Below are 22082 nucleotides of genomic sequence, written 5' to 3'. Positions count from 1 at the left end.
TTAATGGGTTACACCACGATTTCGTTCATTCATCATTAAATCACCGTGCAAACGAATTACCGCCATGCGTGCGTATTCGCTTACTTCCATCAATGCACGTTCATCTTCTTCGCCTACATCTAAAGTATCACAATCCAATTCGGCAAACTCAAGCATATGTTGTAAGGCATCTTGCGCCTCTTCCTCATTGAACTGATCAGCCCCAATTCCACATAAAGTTAATGCCTGGGTGAAGCCTTCACACCATTCACTAAATGCCAACGCGCGCTCCAACAAAGATTCTTGCTCATCAGGAAGCATCATTTGAAAATTAAAATCAAAATGAGTTATTTGTTGTTGGCTAATAGAAAAAACTGCGAATAAGGCTAACAAAGCACTACGGCTTTGCTCATCTTTTTTATTATTCAACAAGGCGCGCAAATACGATTCGCCTTGAGAATCCTCTCCGGCGCAAAGGTAGCCACACATCATTCCATGTAATGAACTGGCAGAAACCGGCAATGACAAAAAAGAAATCGCATCAACAAAATGATCGTAATCAGGTAAGGTCCAATGTTCATTTTCAGCAGACATAATTAACTCATCTATAAAAAAATGCCTCATGATAACCGATTTGGCGCAGCGGTTCACCTCAGTATTTGCTGCTTGCAAGCAAAATTGCTACTATTTACTCCATACCTCTAGCGATTCGAAGGCCTAATTATGACACAAACAAAATCATGCTCTATTAAATTACTAAATAAATCTTATGAAATTAAATGCCCAGAAGGTGAAGAGGCTAATTTAGTACTCGCAGCGCAAAAGCTTAATAATCAAATCATGCTTAATAAAAAGAAGACCAAACAACTGGATGATTTCCACACTTTATTGTTGGCCGCCCTGGATATTAGTCATGAGTTAGTAGTGTGCAAAAGCGAGCAAGCACAACAACACCATCAGGTCACCCAATTTATTACTTCTTTAGAACACAAAATTAATAAGATGGTAAATGGCGAGATTGAGCGCGCTCCAGAAATGGATTAATTGGGCCCCGGCTCAACGAGGTATCGAACCACACAGGAACTCAATGTTGGGCCATGGGTCCAACCTACAAGGCATAAAATAAAATCCTTAGGACGCCTGTAAATTAAAAGGAGTTAGCGATGAGACGCCAATGGTATCTCGGTTTTGGAATCATTTTATTAATCGCACTTGCGATATTTATCATGTTGAAAGATATCAGGTGGTTTCTGGTATTTCTCGCCCCCGTCATCATTCTGTGGATTTATGACGTAACCCAAAAAAAACACACGATTTTACGTAATTTTCCAGTCTTGGGGCATGTTCGCTACTTTCTAGAATTTATCCGTCCGGAAATTCAACAATATTTTATTGCAACAGATGAAAGTGAGCTCCCCTATAACCGGGAAACACGCTCTTTAATCTACGAACGAGCTAAAAATACCCGAGATACGATCCCTTTTGGCACCGAACGCGATATTTTAAGTGTAGGTTACACCTGGGCTTTGCATTCTCTGGCACCGAAACATGCATCGGAAGTCGAAGCCCGTATTATAGTCGGTGGCCCTGATTGCCTACAACCATATAAAGCTTCACGCCTTAATATTTCCGGCATGAGTTTTGGCGCATTATCAGGGAAAGCCATAATGACCATGAATAAGGGCGCGCTGATCGGAGGTTTTTACCAAAGCACAGGGGAAGGGGGTTTAAGTCCTTATCACCTACAAGGTGGTGATCTGGTTTTCCAAATTGGTACAGCCTATTTTGGTTGCCGCACTCCAGAGGGGGAATTTGATGAAAAGGAATTTGCCGTAGAAGCCAATCGTAACGAAGTAAAAATGATTGAGATCAAACTTTCTCAAGGTGCCAAACCGTCTCATGGTGGGATATTACCTGCGGCAAAACTTACTGAGGAAATAGCTAAAGCAAGAAAAGTCCCTATGGGCAAAGATGTCTTATCCCCTATTGCCCATACCGCATTTACAACCCCCGTTGGGTTAGTTCAATTTATTAAAAAATTACGCGATATATCAGGGGGCAAGCCCGTTGGCTTTAAATTATGCGTAGGTCGTAGAGATGAGTTTTTTGCGATTTGTAAGGCGATGTTAGAAACAAAAATTTTCCCTGACTTTATCACAGTTGATGGTGCAGAAGGTGGTACTGGAGCTGCTCCAGTAGAATATACCAACTTTATTGGCACGCCCTTAGAGGCGGGCTTAGTCTTTATACATAACGCCTTAGTGGGAATTAATGTTCGAGATAAAATCCGTATTATTTGCAGTGGAAAAGTAGCTAATGGCTTCGACATTCTCACCAATATTGCCCTTGGTGCCGATATGTGTAACGCGGCTAGAGCCATGATGCTCGCCACTGGATGTCTGCAAACCAAACAATGTAATGCCAATACCTGCCCTACCGGGATTACCACTCAAAATAAACGCTTGCAATATGGCTTGGTTGTTGACGAAAAAAAACATCGTGTCGCTAATTTTCATAAAAATACAGTCAAAAGCTTTTTAGAAATGGTAGGGGCATTAGGCTTGGACAATCCTAGTGATTTAAAACCTTCGCATATTATGAGACGTACGGGGGTGGATGAGGTTAAAAGCTTTGACCAGATTTATGAGTACTTAACACCAGGGCAATTGTTAGGTTCTGATATTCCTGAAAGCTACAAAAAGGATTGGGAAGTTGCTCATTCAGCACATTTCTAAAGGAAACCCGGTTGCTTGCAACCCGGTTTTCTTTATAGGCGATTAAACTAAGCCGCATCATAGCCACCAGCAACCGCGGTATATACTTGCACAATGCCATCAAGCAACTGCGCTTTTTCTTGAATTAAACTCAACTTACTGCGTTCTAGATTGATTTTGGCATTAATCACAGTGCGATAATCTTTCGCTCCTGATTTATATTGAGTTAAAGCCAGCTCATAAGATCGTTTAGCGGCCAAATATCCTTTTTGCGTTTGCAAATATGCTAGCTCATTTTTTTGCTCATTCGTCAAAGCATCATCGACATCAGCAAAAGCGCTACGTAGTGTTTCTAGATAATTGTAATAAGTTGCTTTAAACCCTGCTTTCGCTGAGTTAATGTTTTGATAGGCGCTCGGATTAAAAACTTTCATTGAAGCTATCGCCTGAGTCACCCACAAATTGGTACTTATTTTTAAAAGATTGGTTAAATCCACGGACGCCTTACCCACTAAACCAGTTAAACTAATTGTTGGGAAAAACTCTGCATAAGCAACGCCTATTTGCGCATAAGACATTTTGACATTATTGCTTGCAATCATAATATCAGGACGGTTTTTTAAAACAGAAGATGGCAACTGTTTTGGAATAATCTGATTTACATTCAGTGTTAGTAAACTACGCTGTGTCTTCACAGGCCCGGGGTTTTGATTCAATAAGAGCTGAATAGTATTTTCACTTTGAGCAATAATCCCCTCAATCTGAGGAATCTTAGTTTCTTCTTGCGCTAATTGTTGATCAATACTGGTCAGCGTTTCTAAATCACTAGCCCCCTTTCGGAAACGTACTTGCTCTAGTTGACGCAATTTTTTCAAATCACGACTCAATGCCCGTTCCACGGCCAACTGTTCGCGCTGACTCAAGAGCATAAAATAGGTACCACTCATTTGGCTGATGATACTCAATTTGGTTGACTGCGCCTGTGCTTGTTGTATCGCTAAAGCAGCTTTAGCAGATTTAATATTGCTGATATTGCTTAAGGCATTCAAGGTATAACTGGGTACAAAACCTGCATAATAGCCTCTAAATCGTGGTCTGGGGAAGTTGGCAAAAAATGAGTTATTAGCCAATTGGCTACTAGGAGTAACATGAGCATTCCAAGTGCCACCAGTAAAACCGCTCGCACTGGCATCAAAAGTTGGAATCCACGCATATTGGGCGGCTTTAAGCTGGGCTTGTGCTTGTTCAATGGTTGCGAAGGAGCCTTTAATACTGTTATTGGTTTTCAGCGCCTGAACAATAAGATGTGTCAATTGAGGATCATTTATTTTGCTCCACCAGGCAACTCGATTTAACTCCCCTCTATCCTGGACATATTTAACCCCACTACGGGTATTTTTGGGGTATGTCACTGGGTCATTGACCTTACAGTTTTTGCAACAACCTCCTAGCAAAATAATCAACAAGGTGCAGAAAATAATCATTTGTTTCATTAGGGTATGTCCTAAATTAAATAGTCCTTATCGACGACCGAATTACCAAAAATTGACCAGCTATACTGGATACCGTGGTCAAAGCCGCGGTAATACAGAAGTAGCGTGGCAAGTAAAACTTAAAGCTAATTGGAGGGCGTACTCCTCCACATTTTAATCAAGTTTTGTTCTAAATATTTTTCCTGTTAAGAAAACTAAAACCACCGCGATCAAGATAATTGGTAAAATATTGGGTACAATCTGGCCTATCGTATTGCCTTTCAATAAAATTCCCCGTGTTATCCGCGTAAAATAAGTCATGGGCATGCATCTTCCGATTCCTTGAGCCCATCCCGGCATGCCATAAAAAGAAAAAATATAACCAGACAAAAACATAGAGGGTAATTGATAAAAAACACTAAGCTGCATGGCTTGCATTGGCGTACTAGCTAGGGTGGAAAAAATCATGCCAACCATTAAGTTGGCGATAATAAAAGGGGCGGCGGCAATATAAAGCAATAAAACACTGCCTTCGGTGGGAATATCAATGAGTAACTTACCAAAAACTAAAATACTGGTTAATTGCAAATAACCTAAAACAATATAGGGTATCACTTTACCCACAATAATCTCGGTTGGTTTTAACGGGGTGCTTAACAGCATTTCCATCGTACCGGCTTCTTTTTCCGAGGTAATGGCAGTGGAGGTCAACATCACCATAGTTAGGGTAAGTAATACGCCGATAAGTCCAGGAACAATATTGTAAGAACTAATGTTGGCTTCATTATAGAGCCGATGGATAGTTAGATTCACACTTCTGGACGATTTTATAGGAGACGGTGAACCTAAACCTTGTTTATTAAAGGTATCTAATGTTTGATTTAATATAGGCAGCGCATTACCTAATGCACTGGCACTACTTCCCGGGTCGGAACCATCAATTTCCACCAATAATTGCGGGTTTTCATTACGAATATATTTACGCATAAAATTAGGGGGAATGGTAAAAGCCAAACTGATTTTACTATTTGCAAAATCTTGATCTTTTTCATACTCAGTGGATGCTTTAGTCTGCACGTTAAAATAACCCGAAGCCTCAAGCCCGCTCACGTAACTTCGCGTTAATGGCGTGTTGTCATAACTAATAATGGTAGTGGGTAAATGCTTAGGATCAAATTCAATAGCAAAACCAAAAAGAATGAGCAACATAATAGGTAAAATAACGAGCATGGCAATGGTGCCGCGATCACGGGTGATCAAAATAAACTCTTTCCGGATTAAGCCTGTAAGACGTGCTAGAGAAATAGCGTGAGCAGGGATCAACTTCATCGCATTAACCCAATAAAAACCTCTTCAAAAGAGGGCGTTACTTCTTTAAATGATACCTCAGCATGCTCCTCGATGAGTTTCTGCAAAGTCTCATGATTACGAGAGGAAATCCGTAACTCATTATTAACAATGGAAACCAAAACATTCGGATAGCTGCCATTAATTTGTTCCATTAATGAATTTTGCTCTTCTCGTGTTATCTCCGGCACATAGGTTTTAACATGGGATTGTGGAACCAAATCTTTGGTACGTCCCGCGTACAATAATTTCCCAATGTTGATGTAAGCCAAATCCGTACACTTTTCAGCCTCATCCATATAATGGGTGGTTACTAGAATAGTGGTACCATCACGGGAAGAGATCTTATACAAATAATCCCAAAATTCTTTTCGCGCCTTAGGATCAACTCCGGCAGTGGGTTCATCTAAAAAGAGCATTTTCGGTTGATGCAGTAAACTACAAGCCAAAGCCAAACGCTGCTTCCAACCACCAGATAAATTGCCGGCTTGTACTTTGCGATAACGCTCCAGCTCCAAATCATTGATCATTGCCTCAATGGCTTGCTTTGAATTTTTTACTTGGAAAATATCAGCAACAAAACGTAGGTTTTCATAGACCGTTAAACCGGTATAAAAACTGAATTTTTGCGGCATATAGCCGGTGTGTTTTTTGATCTCATCACTTTGCGTGCGAATGTCATAACCTAAGCAATAACCTGAGCCATCCGTAGGAGATAACAAACCGCAAATCATACGAATGGTAGTCGTCTTACCACTGCCATTAGAACCAAGAAAACCAAATATAGCGCCCTTTTCTACTTGTAGAGAAATATGGTCTACTGCCAGTTTTTTATCAAACTCTTTTGTTAAATTAGTTACATCAATCGCAAGATCACTCATCAGCTAATTCCAAAGTTACTGGCTGCCCAAGATGTATTTTTTCTAAATCGGGAGTATCAATCCTCGCCTCAACTCTAAAAACTAAGCGTTGACGTTCTTCACGGGAATAAATAATAGGTGGCGTGTATTCGGCAATGTTGGAAATATAGTAAATGTGCCCTGTCGCAAAACGCTCATTGGCATTAGTTTTAATATTAATTTTTTGATTAAGCCGGACGCGGTTTAATTGGGCCTCCGGAACGAAAAAAATCGCTTTGATATTATTTTTGGTAATCAACGAAAGGACCGGATAACCTGCTTGTACAAACTCGCCGCGGGTATAGTAAGTATCAAAGATAATTCCACGATCAGTAGCAAAATTTTCTTTGCGGGTAACTTGCCATTTCTTATCGGCCGTATCTACCTCACTGCTTTTAATTTTTGCATCAAGATCAGCCAATTGTTTCTTAGAAACAGTTAAATCTCTTTGCGCTGCGTCCAAATCATTTTGGCTTGCGGCATTTTGTTTGCGCATATCCACAATACGACGATAATTCACATCATTATAATGAATTTGGCTGAGGATTTGTTCGCGTTGAGCTTGCAGTGATTGTTTGGTTAACTCACTCCTATCTACGCTATAAAGCTCACTGGTTTGCTCCAGTTTAAAGAGAAATTGATCCTTGGGTACTAACTGACCTCTAAGCACCGCAAGCTCGGTAAGCCGCCCCCCAAAATCTGCGGACAAATAAACCAGGTCGGCATCGACATAACCGCTAAACAATTTATCTTCCTTCTTGCAAGCCGTTAGTGATAGAAAAATCAGCCCGAAGAACCACAACTTACGCATGTCACACCCATCCTGAGTTTTATTGCTTCGCCCCAAATTTTAAGCTTTCTATCATATGCTTAAGAGAATTTCATGTCAAAATTGGATGTACTCGTATTTGCATAGGCAAGTACCATAAGCTCCCGTATCACGACTATGTCTAATACGGGCTACACATTTTAGGCTTTCCACTTGATGTTGCATCCTATACTTGGCTTTTGCTCAGCTCTTACTGGTTTTCCAGCTAAAAGACAATCTAAAGCGGCTTGCAGGTGCTCCCCAGTAAGTGGCTTATTATTTCCGGGGGTTGAATCATCGAGACACCCACGATACACACACAACAAATCCTTATCAAACACATAAAAATCAGGAGTACACGCCGCCTGATACGCCTTCGCGACATCTTGGCTTTCATCATACAAATAAGGGAACGGATAAAGAGCATGCTCGGCTTCAAGACGCATTTTTTCCGGGCTATCATCGGGATATTTTTCCACATCGTTGGAACTAATCGCAATAAAGTTTATCCCTTTAGGTTGGTAGCGGTTTGCTAATTCAACCAATTTAGGTTGTACATGTTTTACATAAGGGCAATGATTACATAAAAACATAATTACTGTGGCAATAGCTGATTTACCTTCAGAAAGACTCAACATTTTGTTGTTGCGGGTGTCTAATAAATTAAAGTCGGGTGCTTTAGTACCTAAAGGTAGCATCGTCGATGGTGTTGCAGCCATAATAATTCCTCCTTAATTAGCGATAGGCTATAGTGCTCTTGTTTATTTATTAAGTAAAGACTATGAGCCCTTGACTTTATTCGAGCGAACAGTGTTATACTTAAATTAACCCGGTGGGGAGTGATTTTCGAACCAATGCTAACAGCATGGGAGACATCCTGCAGTCGGTGTTGTGCAAGCCCACCTTAGAGTGGGAAGCCTGAACCGATTCAATCGTCACCCACTTGAACCTCAGGGTTCAAAATCCATGCCTATCGGGCTACCTTTATATATTTCTGCACATGCTCGGCTTGATGCCGTGTTCTTCATAAGAACGATACACAAAGTTTTTAAAAAAAGTGTCGGCAGAAATGCCGTGACGATTAAATAAATACTTTTTCGGCAAGGTGTGCGCGTAATCCTCTCCAATATTAATAACTGATGCTTCCATTTTTCGGTTCCGCGCTTTTTCCTTTTCCTCGTATTTTGTCTTTTTTAACTCATTCAAGGTATTGGCATTAACCTGGTCTTCATTTTCACATTTAGTAATTTGTGTATCAATATTCCCTTTTATCTCTCTACGCTTATCTCTTAAGCCAAAATGCAGAGAACCTTCATGGGGTATAGACAGATCATCCTGACTATCTACACTACGCTCCGCTCTAGGAGTGCGTACCAGCATGTAATCACGAAACTCCCCAGGAATATCCTGAAACAGTTCAGCAATAGAAGCATACCAGGCTGAATTAAAAATGATAAGCGTACATAGAAGACTAAGTATCCCACCAAGAATAGGTATGCCCTCGACATGGCTCAAAACAAGCTTTAAGCTTGAAGCAAAAGACCGATCATTAAATAAATTAACCTTCTTACCCTGTCGATGAAAATACCAAGCCACACAAGTAGCAATCCCCCCACCAATAGATAAGCCATTTAAAGTAATATTTTCAGGTGAAACTCCCTGATCTAATACTCGCTGAACCTGGGCAATACCATCAATAATTAAATGACACATGAACTTAACCTGGCCTTGGCTTCGGCCAACATTACGATAGTTAAAACCAATGACATTCGTTTGCAAGTCACGTGCATTTTCTTGCATCTCAGCTAGAGATTGCTCATAAACTTTAAAATTGCAATTAAAGTTTATGATAAAGGTTTGATACTGAGGTTCTAGTTCTTGTTGAGCTCTATGTCTTATTTCCAAAGTATCAAGTTGGGCCTCATCAAAGGTCACTATCGTATGGCGTTCATGCCGCAAGACTTCATCATCAAACTGGCTCGGCTCCCCAATGAATAAGGAGCTAAAATCCTTAGTCTGGGAAGGTAGAGCATACCCGCCTAAAAAAGCATCGAGCCAACCTGGAGTCGCTGAGAAGTCAAATAAAGGATAGTGTTGATAGGGAAACGGTAATTTACTGGGTTCTGGGGCACGATAGAGCACGATAACAAACCTAAATCATGAAACGAGACAAGATTATTTCTATTTTATTTACCACTTGTCAAACTTTAGCTCATCTAATGATTAAGGAAATTTGACAATCACCTGTGGTTGGAGCCATGGCTCCACAGAAGATCGATACACTCCATAACGTCATGTTGGGCTATAGGCCCAACCTACAGCGTATAATTAAGTCGTACCACTCTTAATCAATTGCTCTTTCAGTAAAAGATACTGATCCCGTACCTTAGCCGCAGCCTCAAACTCCATATTTTTAGCATGCACATACATTTGCTTTTCTAAAGTATTAATATGTTTTACCAATTCTTGAGTAGACCAATGTAAATACTCAGGAGTCGGCTCAGCCACGGCCTCTTTGCGCTTACCAATATAAGCACCCTCCATAATATCCTTGATGGATTTATTAATTCCTTTGGGAGTAATCCCATGAGCGTCATTAAAGGCCTTTTGTTTGTCACGACGTCGACTCGTCTCATCCAACGCCCGCTGCATGGACCCAGTAATCTTATCTGCATAAAGAATCGCACGTCCCTTCACATTACGTGCAGCACGACCAATGGTTTGGATTAAAGAACGATCTGAACGTAAAAAGCCTTCTTTATCGGCGTCGAGGATGGCAACTAAAGCCACCTCAGGCATATCCAAGCCCTCGCGCAATAAGTTAATTCCAACCAACACATCAAAAACACCTAAACGTAAATCACGAATAATTTCCATACGCTCTACGGTATCTATATCCGCATGCAAATAACGAACTTTTATTCCATGTTCGTTTAAATAGTCGGTCAAATCTTCCGCCATACGCTTGGTCAGAGTAGTGACTAAAACCCGCGCTCCCGTCTGAATCACGTGACGTGCCTCAGACATTAAATCATCGACCTGAGTCCGTACCGGTCGAATTTCGACCTCTGGGTCAATTAATCCTGTAGGACGAACCACCTGTTCAGCTATATTATCAGAATGCTCTTTTTCATACGGACCCGGTGTTGCAGAAATATAAATCGTTTGTGGGGAACGTCCTTCAAATTCCTCGAAACGTAAGGGGCGATTATCCAGTGCCGAAGGCAGGCGGAAGCCATATTGCACCAAGGTTTCTTTACGCGAACGATCTCCGCGATACATCCCACCAATTTGCGGGACGGTCACATGGGATTCATCAATAATCAGCAAAGCCTCTGCAGGCAAATAATCAAACAGGGTTGGTGGGGGTTCTCCAGCATTACGTCCCGATAAATAACGGGAATAGTTTTCAATCCCCGAACAATACCCCAACTCCAACATCATCTCGACATCAAAGCAGGTGCGTTGCTCCAAGCGCTGCGCTTCCACTAACTTATTTTGCGCATTGTATTCAGCCAGCCGTTCTTGCAATTCGTCTTTCACCCAATCTACCGTTTGTAAAATACGCTCTCGCGGGGTGACGTAATGTGTTTTAGGGAAGATGGTAACCCGAGGTAACCGTTGTATCACCTCCCCGGTCAAGGGATCAAATTGGGCAATATTCTCGACTTCATCGTCAAATAATTCAACGCGAATAGCAATGCGGTCAGAATCAGCTGGAAAAATATCGATGACATCGCCATGCACTCGAAACTGCCCTCGTTCCAAGGCCATATTCGTGCGAGTATATTGCATTTCGGCAAGGCGTTTTAAAATTTTACGTTGTTCAGATTGTTCTCCACGGGAAAGATGTAATACCATACGCAAATAAGAATCAGGATCGCCCAAACCATAAATTGCAGACACCGTAGCAACAATAATTGCATCTTTACGCTCAATTAGTGCTTTCGTGGCAGAAAGGCGCATTTGTTCGATATGCTCATTAATGGAGGAGTCTTTTTCAATAAACGTATCAGAAGAAGGCACGTAGGCTTCAGGCTGATAATAATCATAGTAGGAAACAAAATATTCTACTGCATTATCAGGAAAGTATGCTTTAAACTCACCATAGAGCTGTGCGGCCAAAGTTTTATTTGGCGCCATAATTAAGGTTGGGCGTCGCATGGCCTGAATGACATGGGCAATGGTAAATGTTTTACCCGAGCCAGTAACCCCCAGAAGGGTTTGCTTGGCTAAACCGGATTTTAAGCCGTCAATTAACGAGGCAATGGCTGTTGGCTGATCACCAGCCGGCTCATAATTGGCATAAATTTTGAACAAATCTTTCATACGTATAAGTATATCTCATAGGAGTAGTAAATGGATATCGTATTAGCAAATCGCGTGCAAAAAGTGAAGCCTTCACCAACATTGGCTGTAGCTGCCAAAGCTACCCAATTACGTGCACAAGGATATGATGTGATTAATTTAGGCACTGGTGAGCCTGATTTTGACACACCCGCGTACATTAAGGAAGCCGCGATTAATGCGATTAACCAAGGGTTTACCAAATATACGGCCGTAGATGGTATTCCTGAGTTAAAAGAAGCCATTAAAAACAAGTTCAAAAAAGACAATGGCTTGGATTATCAAACAAACCAGATTTTGGTTTCTGTAGGTGGAAAACAAAGTTGCTATAATCTTTGCCAAGCTTTATTAAATCCTGGCGATGAAGTAATAATCCCTGCGCCTTATTGGGTTTCTTATCCAGATATGGTGTTATTAGCTGATGGTGTACCGGTAATTATTCCAACTACACCTGCGCAACGTTACAAAATTAATGCGCAACAATTAGCAGCAGCAATTACTCCCAAAACCCGTTTGTTGTTCTTAAACAGTCCATCGAATCCTTCAGGAGTTGCGTATACTTTAGATGAATTAAAGGCATTAGCAGAAGTACTGAAAAAGCATCCACAAATTATTATTGCTACTGACGATATGTACGAACATATTATTTGGAGCCAATCATTTGTAAACATCCTAAACGCATGCCCGGAATTGTATGAGCGCACCATAGTATTAAATGGCGTATCCAAAGCCTATGCAATGACCGGCTGGCGCATCGGCTATGCGGCAGGCCCCCTCCCCTTAATAAATGCCATGAAAACTATTCAATCCCAATCCACTTCCAACCCATGCTCTATTGCACAACGCGCTGCAGTAGCAGCCTTAACCGGTGGCAATGAAACAGTTTTATCGATGGTTGAAGCCTTCCGCCAACGCCATGATTATGTGGCAGACCGCTTACAAAAAATCCCAGGTGTTGAAGTCATTCCTGCCGATGGCACCTTCTATATATTCCCAAGCGTACAAGAAGTTATCAACAAACGCGGCTATGCCAATGATCTCGAGTTTTCGGAAAAATTATTAACTGAAGTAGGCGTTGCCTTAGTACCTGGTTCCGCATTTGGCAACGAAGGCTGCATCCGCCTCTCGTTTGCAACCAGCATGGAAATACTCAAAGACGCAATGGATAGACTAGAACGTTTTTGCAAATAATCCACACTGTCGTCATTACGAACGAAATGAATGAACCCAAAGCCGGGGGCTTTGGGTTCATTCATCACTAGGTTCTCAGATGACTGAGCTTTATTTTAGCGAACCCCTAGTCGCTGCGAGCGAAATTTATATGCCAATAGAAACCTTATGCCAATAACATCTTAGCGGCCAACCACCATCGTTTTATTTTGTTACCCGCACAGCAGAACGATTTTTTTCCTTTTTGAAAAACAAAAAAACAAAAATAAAAATATCCATAAAATTATTACAATATATGCTTGACCGATGCACAGAATCGTTTTAAGATTCGCACATATTCCCCGGTAGCTCAGTCGGTAGAGCGGATGACTGTTAATCATTAGGTCACAAGTTCGAGTCTTGTCCGGGGAGCCATTTAAGTCAAGTAGTTGCAAATCCTTCACCAAAAGAAAAAACTCCATATAAAAGCACCTGTGAAAAAATGAAGGATAATTTATTTCTTTGAATAGGTAAGTCCCAGTTTATTTCTTAATAATCTGTTTAAAATCAATTTAACTAATTGATAAAGGAAGGAGCAAAATGTATAAGGAAATTAAAACTAAGCCCATTTCGTTGGTGGAGCTTCTTATTTGCATATGGATTGTCTGTGGTACTTTTCTAATGCTGCTCTTAAATCAGCCGTATGCAGTTTTCCCTTCCCTCTATACTTTCTTCAGCCACAATCCAACCTTCCAAGTTCTCTATACCTTTATTCACTCGTTTTTGTTTAGATTCAACATTTGGGGAGGGTAAGGTTACTATGCTTTCCTTGGTAATTGCTTTGTGGTATGCATTCACGAACCTCTTATTAGGATTGGCCTGCCTGAAATTTTTTTCGCCTGCCAGCCTGAACAAACGAGCAATTTGTTCGACTTCTTTTATGATTGGGCAGTTCATTTTTGTCAATTTGTGGTTACTTTTGGGGTTGACATCTCATTTCGAAATTAACTTAATCCTAGGTTTATCTGTGCTTATTTTTATAACAAGTCTTTATTTTACCAAAGATTGTTATAAGTCTTTAATTCCTAATCTACAGAATAGATACCAGAACATTCTTACACTTGGTTTGTTTTGGAAAGTAATGCTTATTATCATACTTTGTGTATTGTGCCTGCTTGGTATGGCTTCTGTATCATATCCACCAGTTGGAGATGCCGAAGCCTTTTATATGGTTTTACCTAAGATCATGGCGGCCTCCCATCGCCTAAAACCAGTAAATAATTACTATGCTTTTTCACAAATTGGACTTTTTGGTGAGTTACATCACGCTGCGTTAATGGCGATAAGCAGTGAACAAGCTGCGAAGTTTTTTGTCTGGCTCACGGGCTTTGCGGTCATTGGTTTTATTTTAGCTCTTTGCACTGAAGCAGGTGTTCAAGCCAGAGGAAAAATTATTGCATTGATCCTGCTAATTACTTCCACTACTTACACCTTCTATCTTTATGATGGTAAAGTGGATATTTTTGCAACGGCTTTAGGACTAGGTGCTTGTTATTGGGCACTACAAACGAATAAAACCGCTGAGCTAATGCCTTACATTTTAACCGGATTATTCACGGGACTGGCCTGTACAGCTAAATTTTCATACATGCCCGTACTGTTAAGTGCTGTTTTTTTAATTTTACTCTGGAATCATTGGAAGTCTTTGTTCCAATTCAAAACATTGCGTTCTATTGGAATACTAGGCGCGATGATTTTTATAGCGGTTCTGCCCCATCTTATTAAAAATGCCGTTCTATTTAATGAACCCTTTGCTCCTTTTTATTTCTTTAAATCAGCAGGACATAATTGGACAGATCAGATTTGGTATACTCCTGAGGCGATACGCTATATTTTACTGACGTATCCCTTCGCTCTAACTTTTGGAAAATACTCTCTCCTTGGGGGAAATCTTTCACCACTGGTCCTCTTATTTATTCCATTGTTCCTTCTAGTAAAGAAAGAACAATGGAAATTACCAAAACAACTGATTCAGCTGATAGTCGTATCAATTAGCTGCTTGGTGATTTGGATGATTTGCCGACCCTCTGTACTTTGCCCAAGATGTATTCTACCGACCTTATTGCTTTTCATTCCAGTTTCTTCCTGGTGTACCGAGAAAGTACTACTTTCGAAGAATTATAATGTATTAAAAATAGCTATCTTTTTCAGCCTCATTATTGCTCTATACACGTGTCTACCCGCAGGGATTTTGCCGGTCGAGACTCTGGCATCTAAATTCTCTGGCTGCTTAAAAAGCAATTTTCATGACGTAAAATGTTCCAAATTATATCCTCCTCAGAGTGTGTCACAAGAGCTGGGAACCGGAATGCAATATGTCAATCAAATTGCAAAGAAGGGAGACCGAGTTTTTGTTATGGGGTGGTATACCTACCATTTACGTGAAGATTTATTACAGTGCATTAACGGCATTCAAGACTCAAGCGCCTACTCGGCTGATAAACGCTGGGTTCATTTATTCGAAAATGGTTTTAAATTTCTCGTGGTTCAAGATAATAACACTTTTGAAGTAGGTGAGGTTCCTTCGTGGTTGACAATAAATGAAGTGTACAAAGATCAGAGAACAAAGATATACACAATTATTGCAAAGGATTCTTTACACAAACCTAAATATGCAAGTCGCCTAAAAGATCATGGGCCAGAATGGGAGATAGTCCCATTAACGTAAAAAAAATACTGCCGTTCTCGGGTTTTGTGATAGCCCCATTATTTTTGTTCTATACCTGTTGGCATATGGATTGGAATGAATTTATCTCGGTTTTAAAGAACATAGAGACTAAGTGGGCCCTAGCAATGATGTTTGCTCTTTTGGCTTCCATGTTTTTAAGAAGCTTGCGTTGGCAAATCATCGCCGCATTACCATGGAGCGATACAGGCAAGGTTTGGAAAGCCTCTTGTGCAGGCTATTTTGGTTCTGCTATTTATCCAGCGAAGGCCGGCGAAGTTTTAAAAATTGTACGTATACAACAGCTTACAGGTATTAGGGGCGGTGAAGCCGTTGTAAGTGCGTTATTTGATAGAATCATTGATGCTATAACTCTTTTTCTCTTACTTGCAATATTAGTGAGCACAAAAAGTGGGTATTTTAATGTATCCTCTACCACAAAGATTGCCATCTGGGGTTTAATTGTACTCCTTACAGGGGTAACTTTCTACTGCATAGGTGAGCGCCGCTTAGAGCAGTTTTGGCTATGGATTGCCTCTAAAAACAAAATGGGTAAATGGCTATATACGATGTATCAAGAATTTTTAGCTGGCCTGCAATTGTTAAAGTTAAAGCGCTTCATAGCACCCTGCCTAATACTCCAACTTATAATCACATTTTTGGATGTTGCTGCTTGTTGGCTTCTTTTCTACGCGCTTGGTTGGACGGAGTTACCTATCATTGCAGCCGTAACTGTGTTGGTTTATTTAGCTGCCATCTTTTGCGTCCCAGCCACCCCAGGATACATCGGAGTTTATCAAATCGCGGCTATATTTGCCTTAGCTAGTTTTGGCATTAATAAATCGGAAGCAGTGGTCTATGGCACCGTGTTTCAAATCATCGCTTTTATTCTGGCTGTAGGAGTAGAAGTAGAGAGAAAGCTTAATCAGTTTTTACTTAAATTTTTTTAAATAAGGGATTGTAATGAAAGAACAATTAGCTGTATTTGGAGGAACGCCTGTGCGTGAAACCTTGCTTCCTTACGCACGTCAATCCATAGATGAAGCAGATAAAGAAGCCGTGAAAACGGTCTTAAATGGAGATTGGCTGACAACAGGCCCTATGGTAAAAAAATTTGAGGAAGCAGTTTGCACGTATACGGGCGCGCAAGAAGCAATTGCTGTTAACACCGGTACGGCAGCGCTACATGCGGCGGTATCTGCAGCGAGCATTGGCCCAGGAGATGAGGTAATTGTTCCAGCAATCTCATTTGTTGCTACCTCTAACTGTGTTTTATATGCGGGGGCTACTCCTGTTTTTGCTGATCTTTCACCTGACACACTCAATATCGATCCAGCGGATGTTGAAAGGAAAATTACATCAAAAACCAAAGCCATTATTGCCGTAGATTTTGCAGGCCATCCCTGTGATCATGATAGACTGCGCGCCATCGCTCAAAAAAATAACCTATTAATCATAGAGGATGCTGCACACTCCCTTGGAGCAATGTATAAAAATCAAAAAGTAGGAACGCTCCAAGATATGACCATACTTAGTTTCCATCCCGTCAAACATATTACGACAGGGGAAGGAGGCATGGTTTTGACACAAGATCCGTTGCTTGCAAAAGGCATGCGCTCCTTTCGGCATCATGGCATAGATTTAGATATTCACCACCGTAACACCAATCAGTCCTGGAAATATGATGTGATTAGCCTAGGATATAATTATAGAATTCCTGATATTAATTGCGCGTTAGGTGTTAGTCAGATACAAAAATTAGATCAGTGGCTAGAACGTCGACGTTTTATCGCAACTGTTTATCAGGAAGCGCTAGGAGACCTCACTGCATTAGAACTACCGTTCGAACGCCAGGATTGCCAATCAGCTTGGCATCTCTTTGTAATACGCCTGCGTCTTGAGCAACTACAGGCAAACAGAGAAGAAATTTTTACCGCATTACGCGCCGAAGGCATAGGAGTTAATGTTCATTATCTTCCCATTCCTTGGATGAGCTATTATACACAGCTGGGTTATAAGAGAGGCAACTGGCCAGTAGCTGAAGCAGAGTATGAACGAATAATAAGCCTACCCATATTCCCTGCCATGAGTAATCAAGATATGGAGGATACTATCCGCGCCGTGAGAAAAGTACTCTCTGCTTATCAAATATCTTAAGTATTTATTATGACAAAGCTTCCGATTAAAATGCGCCGCGCCAACAAGGAAGATAGTTCTGACTTATTGTGCTGGCGTAATGACCCACTGACCAGAATGATGTCACGCAATCAAGATAGAGTAGAGCCTGATGTACATGAGAGATGGTATCAAAAGGTATTAGCTGATTCTAAATGTCTTTTGTTAATTGGTGAGTTATCAAACCACTCTATAGGAATGGTGCGCTTCGATGGTATGCAGACAAAAAATTCTTGGGAAGTGAGCATTATGTTAGCTCCGATGCATAGAAAAAGAGGGCTCAGTAAGCCTCTATTATACGCAGCGATATGCCATCTTCGCCTATTAAAAGATAAACAACTAGTTAAAGAAAATGAATTAATTGATTTAATAGCAGAAATAAAACCGGATAATACAGCAAGCAAAAAATTATTTGAAAATATCGGATTTAAATGCATTTCAGATAAGACTGATATGCTTAAATATTTTTATTCAATAGCACCTTTAGATTAAGAGAAATTTATGGATGAAGTTAGCCCTCAACGGGTAGACAAGTATTTTAAAAATATCGGTTTTTTGTTTAAGGGCTTTTTAGGGTACCTTGCATATGTTGCGGTTATTCCGCCATGGCTTCCTGCCTGGCTCCATAAAAAACGTGGAGTTAATATAGACAAATACCGCACAGTTTACATTGCCCCGAATGTTCTCATTGACACTACATTTCCAGAGCATGTTTACATCGAAGATAATGTGTACATTACTCGCGGAGCCAAAGTAATATCACATACAAGTTTCTCCCCACCTACCCAACTAGAAACGGGGGTGGAATATACAGTGGGGGATGTTGTGATTGAATATGGTGCGTATATTGGGGTCAATGCTATAGTGCTGCCTAGCGTACGAATTGGTCGTTGTGCTATTGTTGGAGCCGGAGCGGTAGTTACAAAGGATGTTCCTCCTTACGCCATAGTCGGGGGAAATCCTGCGCGTCAGATAGGCGATGTACGACATATCAAAAACAAAAATAAAGGAGATTCTCGTGAATAAAAATAATGTTCTGGTCATTATTCCAGCTTATAACGAGGAAGAAAATTTAATATCTCTTTTACAGGAAATACAGAAGTTAGGGTATGATATGGTCGTCATTGACGACGCATCCCGTGATACAACAGCACAAGTTGCCAGACAACAAGGAGTCAAAGTGCTTTCCTTGTCAGCTAATCTGGGTATTGGTGGTGCCGTACAAACGGGCTTTAAATACGCGAGCAGGAAGGGTTACAGTATCGTTGTACAAATAGACGGTGATGGCCAACATAATCCTGCATGGATAGAATCAGTTATCAAGCCAATCTGTGATAACCAAGCAGATTGCGTTATTGGTTCTCGCTATGTTCCTAATCACCAAGATAAAGCCTATAAAACCTCTCTGCCAAGACGTATTGGCATGTATTTTTCAACAAGTATATTATACCTTGCCACTAGGCTCTATATTTCTGATACCACTTCTGGTTTCCGTGCATTAAGTCGCGAAGCCTTTGAGTATTTTGCTAAATGCTATCCAGTAGATCATCCAGAAGCAGAGGCTCTTTTCATGTTACAGCGAAAGGGCTTTAGAATACTCGAAATACCTATCACCATGCGGGGTCGTGTGCATGGCCAATCCTTATTTAATTTTACTAAGGCATTTTTGTATCCATTTCGTGTCCTCATTGGTTTTATGGGACTTTTTCTCAAGACGAAAAATGATTTTTAAATAAAGAGGTTTCTATGACAGCAGGTTTATTAGGCATAAGTTTAATTTTCTTTGTTTTTATATATACAGTTTCTCTGATTCGTTCAGGCAAGCTGAGTGCTCACATGGCTATAAGCTGGATAATTATTGAGCTGGCTTTTTTAATCATTATGATAAGTGACAATCTGCGTGGAGCTGTTCGCAGTTTCCTTGGCGAACAAAATGCACCCTACAGCCTATTTTTACTGGGCGCTATTGGGATGGTATTCCTCATGCTTGAAAGTCTTACCATCATTTCTTCGCTTACGTCAAAACTTAAGCAAGTTAATCAAGACCTAGCCCTAGCTACAGAGAGAATAGAATGCCTTGAAAAGAAACGTGACTCAACAACCGAACCTTGAGTCATCTAGAGAAAATAATAGGTGTAAATCGCCCCCCTAGCCTGAATATTGCTTGCTGTATCTTTAGAACTAATGCACAAGAATATAGGGGTGTTGGTTCTTATCAAGCCAACGGAGCATTCTTAATAAATGTTTTTTATCCAAAGCAATGCATCCCGATGTTGGTGTATTCGGTGAGCTCCATAAGTGTATAAAAATAGCGCTTCCAGCTCCAGGGATGGTTGGGTTCATATTGTAGTTTATAATGGCACCATAAGTATAAGGCTCCGTTAGCATTGCTTCATAACTTTTCGCATCCGTAGGTCCAGAAACCCACGAGTTATAGTCTTTATGATGGATATCATCAATAAATTTGTCATCCTTAGTGATGTATTTATAGTCCATTTTCAGCGCCATGGGATACGCTCCAAATGCTTCACCAATAGGATATAAGCCAGCGGGAGTTTTTAAATCACCTTCTTTTTTCTCTCCGGGTAAAGCGATCCCTTTTTTTCCAATAACCACCTTAAAGGAAGATATGAGTTTAGGCTCCCATAGAACGCCTTGCCGTTGGCATAATGTCATCTTAGCCTTAACACCTCCTAAAGATTTAATCACAATAATTTGTGACGAATGCGATAATGTTTTGTTTACCTGTTGAGAAGTGCTCAGTATTCGGCAAGCATTATTCGCCGTACTTGAAACCGCGCTGGTCCAGTTAAAGATAGAGAAAATTACGAAATATATCTGATATTTATAGTGCATTTACCACCACTCGACACTGCCCAATAAATTGACACATCGTTCATTTAAAGGTATCGTATGCCTCTTTTTATTATGTAGCAGAGTGTTATGAACTATAACATATTTGGTAAGCGACATTTAATGAAATTTATTTTTGCTCTATTATTATTTTTCGATTTTGCCGTATGCGTTGCAATGGAGGTCCCTATTTATGACTTTCCCATCACGACGTATTCTCAAAACGCAAATGACTATTTATCTCCAGATAGAGAGGACTATAATAAAGCCTTATTAAGCTCTGAATATCAAAATGCACAGTTAAAGCAATTTTATAACCACTATTACTCAACAGAGACTCAAGGATTATCGCCTTGGAGCAGGCAAATGGTAATGTCTTCCTTAGCCCTGATAAAAAAAGTTGAGTCCGAAATATTAGAAGATTTTAACAATCAAAACAAATCGAATGAAGGCAAACATTATGCTGAGAACTTCAAGGAGCACGATCACTCTTGGTGGCGAAAAATCAGAAACAACATGGATTTATATGCTCTAGCCTCAAGTGAGTTCAAAGAAGAAAATAGAGCCATTTCCGTTACAAATACTTATGCACGTGCCTTGCCTGATACGGCACCTGATTTTTTTCATGCCAGCCTGGCTGGTCAAGGATTTCCTTTTGATAACTTGCAAGAATCAGCAATCTGGGCAGGCACGCCACTCTATGTCGTTAGTGTGTCAAAGGACAAAGCCTGGTCGTTAGTTTTAACACCAGATAGTTATTTTTCCTGGGTTAAAAGTAATGATATTGCCTATGCGTCTCCAGAGTTCATTAAGCATTGGCAAGTCGCCGCACAACACCAGCTTATCGCAGTCACACAAACAGAAACAAGCATTGTTGATGAACAACAACAATTTCAATTCACCGGATATATTGGTGCGGTATTTCCCCTGATTGACCAGAATAGCCAACATGCGACTATTTTAATCCCTGTTAAAAATCAACATAATCAAGCCATGATAAAAACTGGCCTTATTAATACAAAGGCATCAAGTATAATGCCTTTAACCGCCACGCCCCGAAACCTAGTCAAAATCATTAACCAATTAAAAAACCGGCCTTATGGTTGGGGGGGAGCGTTCTTCTTTAATGATTGCTCTCAAGAGATAAAAAGTATATTCACCCCATTTGGGATTTGGCTACCCAGAAACTCAGCACAACAAGCGCGATTAAGTTCAACACTAGACTTATCAAAAAATGATAGTGATGAGCGTATCAGCTTGCTAAAAGAAAAAGGACATCCCCTGATGACCATTATTTATATTAATGGTCATGTGATGCTCTATATTGGCACTCAAGATATAAACGATAATAAAGCGACGGCCATTACCTACCAAAATATATGGGGCCTATCTCCTGAAAGCCATGATAAGCGCTATATTATTGGTCAATCGTTATTTTTCCCTCTGTTGAAGCAGTACCCAGAAACCCCTGATGCTAGCTCATTAGCGAGTAAGGCTAATTTTAAACTGATTTATCTTGATGAGCTTAATTTAAAGGCAAGCACCCCTCAGGATTTTGCGAATAATTTTTTAAAACAACGTACTATCCAAAATTAATCATGCAAGCTTATTGCA

Annotated in this window: 20 protein-coding genes, 1 tRNA gene, 1 other RNA gene and 1 pseudogene; 13 read left to right on the top strand and 10 right to left on the bottom strand. The window is 40.5% G+C overall.

Annotated elements, in window-relative coordinates:
• Positions 1 to 573, bottom strand: coding sequence for a UPF0149 family protein (locus E1P08_RS07370; protein ID WP_133136387.1), 573 nt, complete (start codon positions 571 to 573; stop codon positions 1 to 3).
• 129 nt (positions 574 to 702) lie between these two features.
• Here E1P08_RS07370 and E1P08_RS07365 point away from each other — a divergent pair, with 129 nt between their 5' ends.
• Together E1P08_RS07365 and E1P08_RS07360 are read left to right on the top strand one after the other, a co-directional pair.
• Complete coding sequence (locus E1P08_RS07365; protein ID WP_133136386.1) at positions 703 to 1023, top strand: cell division protein ZapA; 321 nt, start codon at positions 703 to 705, stop codon at positions 1021 to 1023.
• Between the two features lie 119 nt (positions 1024 to 1142).
• The gene (locus E1P08_RS07360; RefSeq protein WP_133136385.1) at positions 1143 to 2714 is read left to right on the top strand and encodes an FMN-binding glutamate synthase family protein; all 1572 of its coding nucleotides are present in this window, start codon (positions 1143 to 1145) and stop codon (positions 2712 to 2714) included.
• Positions 2715 to 2761: 47 nt separating this feature from the next.
• Here E1P08_RS07360 and E1P08_RS07355 read toward each other — a convergent pair whose 3' ends face one another.
• The 5 genes from E1P08_RS07355 to E1P08_RS07335 all read right to left on the bottom strand — a co-directional run bounded on the left by E1P08_RS07355 (position 2762) and on the right by E1P08_RS07335 (position 7938).
• Complete coding sequence (locus E1P08_RS07355; RefSeq protein WP_133136384.1) at positions 2762 to 4186, bottom strand: TolC family protein; 1425 nt, start codon at positions 4184 to 4186, stop codon at positions 2762 to 2764.
• A 153-nt stretch (positions 4187 to 4339) separates the two neighbouring features.
• Complete coding sequence (locus E1P08_RS07350) at positions 4340 to 5494, bottom strand: ABC transporter permease (protein ID WP_133136383.1); 1155 nt, start codon at positions 5492 to 5494, stop codon at positions 4340 to 4342.
• Positions 5491 to 6393, bottom strand: a complete 903-nt coding sequence (locus tag E1P08_RS07345) for an ABC transporter ATP-binding protein (protein ID WP_133136382.1) — start codon at positions 6391 to 6393, stop codon at positions 5491 to 5493. Before E1P08_RS07345 ends, E1P08_RS07350 begins: the two co-directional genes overlap by 4 nt.
• Positions 6386 to 7222, bottom strand: coding sequence for an HlyD family secretion protein (locus E1P08_RS07340; protein ID WP_133136381.1), 837 nt, complete (start codon positions 7220 to 7222; stop codon positions 6386 to 6388). Before E1P08_RS07340 ends, E1P08_RS07345 begins: the two co-directional genes overlap by 8 nt.
• Positions 7223 to 7380: 158 nt before the next feature.
• On the bottom strand, positions 7381 to 7938 hold the full coding sequence (locus tag E1P08_RS07335; RefSeq protein ID WP_133136380.1) for a thioredoxin family protein: 558 nt from the start codon (positions 7936 to 7938) through the stop codon (positions 7381 to 7383).
• Between the two features lie 104 nt (positions 7939 to 8042).
• On the opposite strand from E1P08_RS07335, the gene ssrS reads away from it, so the two are divergent.
• Positions 8043 to 8203, top strand: a non-coding RNA gene (gene ssrS / locus E1P08_RS07330) — 6S RNA.
• Here ssrS and E1P08_RS07325 read toward each other — a convergent pair.
• A complete protein-coding gene (locus tag E1P08_RS07325) occupies positions 8204 to 9361 on the bottom strand; it encodes a hypothetical protein (protein WP_133136379.1) in 1158 nt (385 codons plus the stop codon).
• A gap of 186 nt (positions 9362 to 9547) precedes the next feature.
• Entirely contained in the window at positions 9548 to 11548 is a 2001-nt protein-coding gene (uvrB, locus tag E1P08_RS07320) for an excinuclease ABC subunit UvrB (RefSeq protein WP_133136378.1), read from the bottom strand.
• A 30-nt stretch (positions 11549 to 11578) separates the two neighbouring features.
• On the opposite strand from uvrB, the gene E1P08_RS07315 reads away from it, so the two are divergent.
• Together E1P08_RS07315 and E1P08_RS07310 are read left to right on the top strand one after the other, a co-directional pair.
• Complete coding sequence (locus E1P08_RS07315; protein ID WP_133136377.1) at positions 11579 to 12757, top strand: pyridoxal phosphate-dependent aminotransferase; 1179 nt, start codon at positions 11579 to 11581, stop codon at positions 12755 to 12757.
• A 317-nt stretch (positions 12758 to 13074) separates the two neighbouring features.
• A tRNA-Asn gene (locus E1P08_RS07310) sits at positions 13075 to 13150 on the top strand.
• A 255-nt stretch (positions 13151 to 13405) separates the two neighbouring features.
• Here the strand turns inward: E1P08_RS07310 and E1P08_RS17155 are convergent.
• Positions 13406 to 13681, bottom strand: a complete 276-nt coding sequence (locus tag E1P08_RS17155) for a hypothetical protein (RefSeq protein ID WP_165485123.1) — start codon at positions 13679 to 13681, stop codon at positions 13406 to 13408.
• Between the two features lie 175 nt (positions 13682 to 13856).
• Between E1P08_RS17155 and E1P08_RS07305 the strand changes: the two genes are divergently transcribed.
• The 7 genes and pseudogenes from E1P08_RS07305 (at position 13857) to E1P08_RS07275 (ending at position 19727) form a co-directional block, all read left to right on the top strand.
• On the top strand, positions 13857 to 15443 hold the full coding sequence (locus tag E1P08_RS07305; RefSeq protein ID WP_165485122.1) for an ArnT family glycosyltransferase: 1587 nt from the start codon (positions 13857 to 13859) through the stop codon (positions 15441 to 15443).
• Positions 15419 to 16390 carry a lysylphosphatidylglycerol synthase transmembrane domain-containing protein gene (locus E1P08_RS07300; protein WP_133136375.1) on the top strand — a complete coding sequence of 324 codons (972 nt, stop codon included), beginning with the start codon at positions 15419 to 15421 and terminating at the stop codon, positions 16388 to 16390. Before E1P08_RS07305 ends, E1P08_RS07300 begins: the two co-directional genes overlap by 25 nt.
• Before the next feature lie 13 nt (positions 16391 to 16403).
• Complete coding sequence (pseC, locus tag E1P08_RS07295) at positions 16404 to 17597, top strand: UDP-4-amino-4,6-dideoxy-N-acetyl-beta-L-altrosamine transaminase (RefSeq protein ID WP_133136374.1); 1194 nt, start codon at positions 16404 to 16406, stop codon at positions 17595 to 17597.
• 9 nt (positions 17598 to 17606) lie between these two features.
• A complete protein-coding gene (locus tag E1P08_RS07290) occupies positions 17607 to 18107 on the top strand; it encodes a GNAT family N-acetyltransferase (RefSeq protein ID WP_133136373.1) in 501 nt (166 codons plus the stop codon).
• 324 nt (positions 18108 to 18431) lie between these two features.
• Positions 18432 to 18584: pseudogene (locus E1P08_RS17885) on the top strand (LbetaH domain-containing protein); the annotation flags it as partial.
• Positions 18585 to 18633: 49 nt separating this feature from the next.
• Positions 18634 to 19347: a glycosyltransferase family 2 protein gene (locus E1P08_RS07280; protein WP_165485121.1), complete on the top strand. Its 714-nt coding sequence runs from the start codon at positions 18634 to 18636 to the stop codon at positions 19345 to 19347.
• A 14-nt stretch (positions 19348 to 19361) separates the two neighbouring features.
• Complete coding sequence (locus E1P08_RS07275; protein ID WP_133136370.1) at positions 19362 to 19727, top strand: DUF2304 domain-containing protein; 366 nt, start codon at positions 19362 to 19364, stop codon at positions 19725 to 19727.
• A 69-nt stretch (positions 19728 to 19796) separates the two neighbouring features.
• Here E1P08_RS07275 and E1P08_RS07270 read toward each other — a convergent pair whose 3' ends face one another.
• Complete coding sequence (locus tag E1P08_RS07270) at positions 19797 to 20471, bottom strand: L,D-transpeptidase family protein (RefSeq protein ID WP_133136369.1); 675 nt, start codon at positions 20469 to 20471, stop codon at positions 19797 to 19799.
• A gap of 87 nt (positions 20472 to 20558) precedes the next feature.
• Between E1P08_RS07270 and E1P08_RS07265 the strand changes: the two genes are divergently transcribed.
• Positions 20559 to 22064: an SH3 domain-containing protein gene (locus E1P08_RS07265; RefSeq protein WP_133136368.1), complete on the top strand. Its 1506-nt coding sequence runs from the start codon at positions 20559 to 20561 to the stop codon at positions 22062 to 22064.
• The last annotated feature ends 18 nt before the right edge of the window (positions 22065 to 22082 follow it).

It is taken from the genome of Legionella rowbothamii, from assembly GCF_900639985.1.
Taxonomy (GTDB): domain Bacteria; phylum Pseudomonadota; class Gammaproteobacteria; order Legionellales; family Legionellaceae; genus Legionella; species Legionella rowbothamii.
The sequence above is the reverse complement of the archived record's forward strand: the minus strand, read 5'-3'. Positions and strand labels throughout refer to the sequence as shown.

What these genes read in the sequence shown, in the direction of transcription:
- pseC (WP_133136374.1), top strand. Translation starts at nt 16,404, where the DNA reads ATGAAAGAACAATTAGCTGTATTTGGAGGAACGCCTGTGCGTGAAACC.
- E1P08_RS07360 (WP_133136385.1), top strand. Translation starts at nt 1,143, where the DNA reads ATGAGACGCCAATGGTATCTCGGTTTTGGAATCATTTTATTAATCGCA.
- E1P08_RS07355 (WP_133136384.1), bottom strand. Translation starts at nt 4,186, where the DNA reads ATGAAACAAATGATTATTTTCTGCACCTTGTTGATTATTTTGCTAGGA.
- E1P08_RS07345 (WP_133136382.1), bottom strand. Translation starts at nt 6,393, where the DNA reads ATGAGTGATCTTGCGATTGATGTAACTAATTTAACAAAAGAGTTTGAT.
- E1P08_RS07350 (WP_133136383.1), bottom strand. Translation starts at nt 5,494, where the DNA reads ATGAAGTTGATCCCTGCTCACGCTATTTCTCTAGCACGTCTTACAGGC.
- E1P08_RS07370 (WP_133136387.1), bottom strand. Translation starts at nt 573, where the DNA reads ATGTCTGCTGAAAATGAACATTGGACCTTACCTGATTACGATCATTTT.
- E1P08_RS07275 (WP_133136370.1), top strand. Translation starts at nt 19,362, where the DNA reads ATGACAGCAGGTTTATTAGGCATAAGTTTAATTTTCTTTGTTTTTATA.
- E1P08_RS07365 (WP_133136386.1), top strand. Translation starts at nt 703, where the DNA reads ATGACACAAACAAAATCATGCTCTATTAAATTACTAAATAAATCTTAT.
- E1P08_RS07300 (WP_133136375.1), top strand. Translation starts at nt 15,419, where the DNA reads ATGGGAGATAGTCCCATTAACGTAAAAAAAATACTGCCGTTCTCGGGT.
- E1P08_RS07270 (WP_133136369.1), bottom strand. Translation starts at nt 20,471, where the DNA reads ATGCACTATAAATATCAGATATATTTCGTAATTTTCTCTATCTTTAAC.
- uvrB (WP_133136378.1), bottom strand. Translation starts at nt 11,548, where the DNA reads ATGAAAGATTTGTTCAAAATTTATGCCAATTATGAGCCGGCTGGTGAT.
- E1P08_RS07335 (WP_133136380.1), bottom strand. Translation starts at nt 7,938, where the DNA reads ATGGCTGCAACACCATCGACGATGCTACCTTTAGGTACTAAAGCACCC.
- E1P08_RS07290 (WP_133136373.1), top strand. Translation starts at nt 17,607, where the DNA reads ATGACAAAGCTTCCGATTAAAATGCGCCGCGCCAACAAGGAAGATAGT.
- E1P08_RS07315 (WP_133136377.1), top strand. Translation starts at nt 11,579, where the DNA reads ATGGATATCGTATTAGCAAATCGCGTGCAAAAAGTGAAGCCTTCACCA.
- E1P08_RS07265 (WP_133136368.1), top strand. Translation starts at nt 20,559, where the DNA reads ATGAACTATAACATATTTGGTAAGCGACATTTAATGAAATTTATTTTT.
- E1P08_RS07305 (WP_165485122.1), top strand. Translation starts at nt 13,857, where the DNA reads ATGCTTATTATCATACTTTGTGTATTGTGCCTGCTTGGTATGGCTTCT.
- E1P08_RS07340 (WP_133136381.1), bottom strand. Translation starts at nt 7,222, where the DNA reads ATGCGTAAGTTGTGGTTCTTCGGGCTGATTTTTCTATCACTAACGGCT.